Here is a 3,086-nt window from a genome sequence, read left to right as displayed (position 1 = left end):
AAGTTCCAGGTCTCGACGGCGTCTTCGCAGGACCGAGCGACATTGCGGCCAGCCTAGGCCGGCCGCCACGTATGGATAGTGACGACAAGACGGTGCTCGACGCGCTTCACCGCATCGCGCAAAGCGCTGTGAGAGCCAACATCATGGCCGGCCTTGCCTGCGAAATCACAGCCTACGCCAAACGGATGCAGGCGGAGGGTTATCGCCTGTTTGTCACCGGTTCGGATCTGCGTCTCATGACGGCAGCATCGAAGCGCCTCCTGGCCGAATTCGTTGCATGACGAAGGAGCCCGACTCATCCTTATCCGCCTCAGGCCAAGAAATCGTTGAGGCCCTCCGCGATGACATCGTCTTCGGACGCCTCAACCCCCGTGAACGCTTGGTCGAAGCCGATCTTGTGCTACGTTTCCGCTCTCATCGGGCGGCCGTACGCGAGGCTTTGTTAGCGCTCGAGCAGGCCGGGCTCGTTGATCGGCAGCGCAATAAAGGTGCCTCGGTGCGCGACCTCAAACCAGAGCGTGTCGAGCAGATCTACGCGGTGCGGATGCTGTTGGAGACGGCTGCTGTCGAGGCGATGCCCCTGCCACTGAAACCTGAGGCCATGACCGAGCTCGTCGCGATCCAGCACGACCATGAGAAGGCCGTTGCGCATCAGGATCTTAGGCGCATCTTTGACCACAACAACCGCTTCCACCGGCACCTCTATGCCCAGCTGGGAAACCCCGTGCTTACCGAAATGATCGATCTTTGTGCCATACGGGCGCTTACGGTGCGGTTTCACCCCTACATGGACCCGAATTTCCTCACCAAGGTTTGCCGCGATCACTGGGCGATGATCGAAGCCTGCCAGCAATGCGACCGCCCTCGACTAGTTGCTCTTGTGAAGGAACATCTACCCCTGGCGAAAGATCGCTATCTAAAGACGTACAATGCTGGCGTGGTCCAAGATCTCGTTTTTTGCCAAGCGCGCTTGAGGAGCGATAAAAACTCTTGATGGAGAACATATGATGAGCAAATTCTTCGACTCCGCAAAGAATATAGAGTTCGTTGGGCGCAGCAACCAGGCTGGGCGCGCTGATGGCATTCAATGTATGATTCACAAGGGCCACGCCTTCGTCAGCCACGTTTTCAGCGGCGGCGTCAGCGTCATCGACGTGCATGATCCGCGCAACCCCGCCCCGGTAAACTTTCTGCCAACACACAACCGGTCATGGTCGGTGCACATACAAACCGCGAACGATCTTCTTCTTGTGGTGGAAGAATTCAACTTCTATTCTGTTTACGTAAAAGAGACCGAATATTACGGCCACTCGATTGAAGGTGTGCATTCGAGCAAGTTCGGCAAGAGAGGTGAAGACTATACCGCTGGCATGCGCGTTTACGACATCTCTAACCCGGCGCATCCACGTGCAATTGGCTTTATGGAGGTGGAAGGCCTGGGCCTGCATCGAATTTGGTGGGTTGGAGACCGCTATGCCTATGCGTCCGCTCTGCTCGACGGCTACACGGACCACATCTTCATCGTTATCGATATGGAGGATCCCGCGAAGCCGCGCGAAGTTGGCCGCTGGGCGCTACCCGGAATGTGGGCCGCGGGCGGCGAGACGATGACCATGCCCGGCCGCGTGGCGCTGCATCACGCGGTTATACAGGGCAGCATAGCTTATGGGTCTTGGCGCGATGGTGGCCTTACTCTGCTCGATATTTCGGACAAAGCCGCGCCAAAACTTATCTCGCACACTAATTGGTCGCCGCCGTTCGCTGGGGGCACGCACAGTGCTCTGCCGCTGGTCGATCGCGGGCTATGCATCGTAGCGGATGAGGCGGTTCTCGACGTCGACCAGGAGCCCATGAAGTATACCTGGGTGGTCGATATCCGCACGCCACAGAACCCGGTGACTATCGCGACCTTCCCGACACCCTGTGACCAGGACTACGTCGCTAAGGGCGGCCATTTCGGCCCTCACAATCTGCACGAAAATAGGCCAGGCTGTTTTCAGAGCTCTGAAATCATCTTTGCAACCTACCAGAATGCTGGGGTTCGAGTATTCGACATCCGCAACCAGTTCCAGCCTCAGGAAATCGGCTTCTTCGTGCCAAGCACACCCGAGCAGTGGTTGGATACCCGTCCTGACCGCCACCGCGTCATCCACACCTGCGACGTCAACGTCCAGAGGGACGGGCTTATGTACATTACCGATTACAATGCGGGGCTCTACATCCTGCAATGGAAAGGAGTTTAGCTTGTCCTAATGACCTCCTGCTTGCGCCACATCGATCAACCTCGGTGGCAGGAGCAGAAAGAAAGGGGTAGCGATGGCGAGCTTTTCGGTCATCTTTTGCCTGAAGCCCGATAACCTACTGCGCCGTGGATTCCGTTGAGCAGATTCGTATCTGTTGGGGGCCGCTGACTCGTGACAGGCCTGCGCTGCAGCTAAGCCTTTTGGGCTGGCCGCCCTTCCTGCTCGACACACCAAATCCCGACGAAGCACGCGATCACCTCTCCCGGCAGCAGCAGCTCGACGTTCCGAAGGCTCAGGCTATATACATAGTAGAAATCAGGCAGCGCGACCTGCGATCTCAGCTGGAAAGCGGTTTCAACGAATGGACATTGCGTCACTGGCTAATGTTGCCAGTGTGCGTCGGCCAACCCCACTGCGAGTTTCTCTCTCATGCACCAATACCACGCGTGACCTCACGAGATCAGCGGGCACAGTTATCCGCCACCGGCTGGCCGCCGAGGAGAAAGTCTTGACGACCGATTTGAGCAGCACATTGCACTACAGTCAGGCGAATATGGTGAACCAACTAAAAACAGATACGGGTGGCCACCGGATACACGCAACTGAGGTGCCGCAAAGGCTTTACGATATCGTGGGAGAGCATATCGCGGACAGGCGATATTCCATACCAACTGCCGCAGGTAGGAGAAAGATGGGAAGGTGGGGCTCGGACGCCTGAGCTTCGATAAGGCTGCGCGGCACGGTATTGAAATCGAACATGCCATAGTGATGGGCGAGCATCGCCGGAATTCCCGCGGCGGTCGCCGTGGCGATAGCCTCGCCCAGGAAGAAATTGCCCGGGAT

The 3,086-nt window shown here is 57.4% G+C and carries 3 protein-coding genes and 1 pseudogene; 3 read left to right on the top strand and 1 reads right to left on the bottom strand.

The window, feature by feature from the left end:
- The 3 genes and pseudogenes from GSQ92_RS27180 to GSQ92_RS27170 all read left to right on the top strand — a co-directional run.
- Positions 1 to 281, top strand: a pseudogene (locus GSQ92_RS27180) (aldolase/citrate lyase family protein); the annotation flags it as partial.
- Positions 278 to 994, top strand: a complete 717-nt coding sequence (locus tag GSQ92_RS27175; RefSeq protein WP_159014673.1) for a GntR family transcriptional regulator — start codon at positions 278 to 280, stop codon at positions 992 to 994. The pseudogene GSQ92_RS27180 and the gene GSQ92_RS27175, both read left to right, overlap by 4 nt.
- Positions 995 to 1,007: 13 nt before the next feature.
- Positions 1,008 to 2,243 (top strand): LVIVD repeat-containing protein, encoded by a 1,236-nt coding sequence (locus tag GSQ92_RS27170; RefSeq protein ID WP_174247854.1) that lies wholly within the window; start codon positions 1,008 to 1,010, stop codon positions 2,241 to 2,243.
- Positions 2,244 to 2,864: 621 nt separating this feature from the next.
- On the opposite strand, the gene GSQ92_RS30575 is transcribed toward GSQ92_RS27170, so the two are convergent.
- A partial coding sequence (locus GSQ92_RS30575; protein ID WP_216857000.1) for a hypothetical protein occupies positions 2,865 to 3,086 on the bottom strand: 222 nt, incomplete at its 5' end.

The sequence above is a fragment of the Acidisoma sp. S159 genome (assembly GCF_009766125.1).
In the GTDB taxonomy this organism is placed as follows: Bacteria; Pseudomonadota; Alphaproteobacteria; order Acetobacterales; family Acetobacteraceae; genus Acidisoma.
The sequence above is the reverse complement of the archived record's forward strand: the minus strand, read 5'-3'. Positions and strand labels throughout refer to the sequence as shown.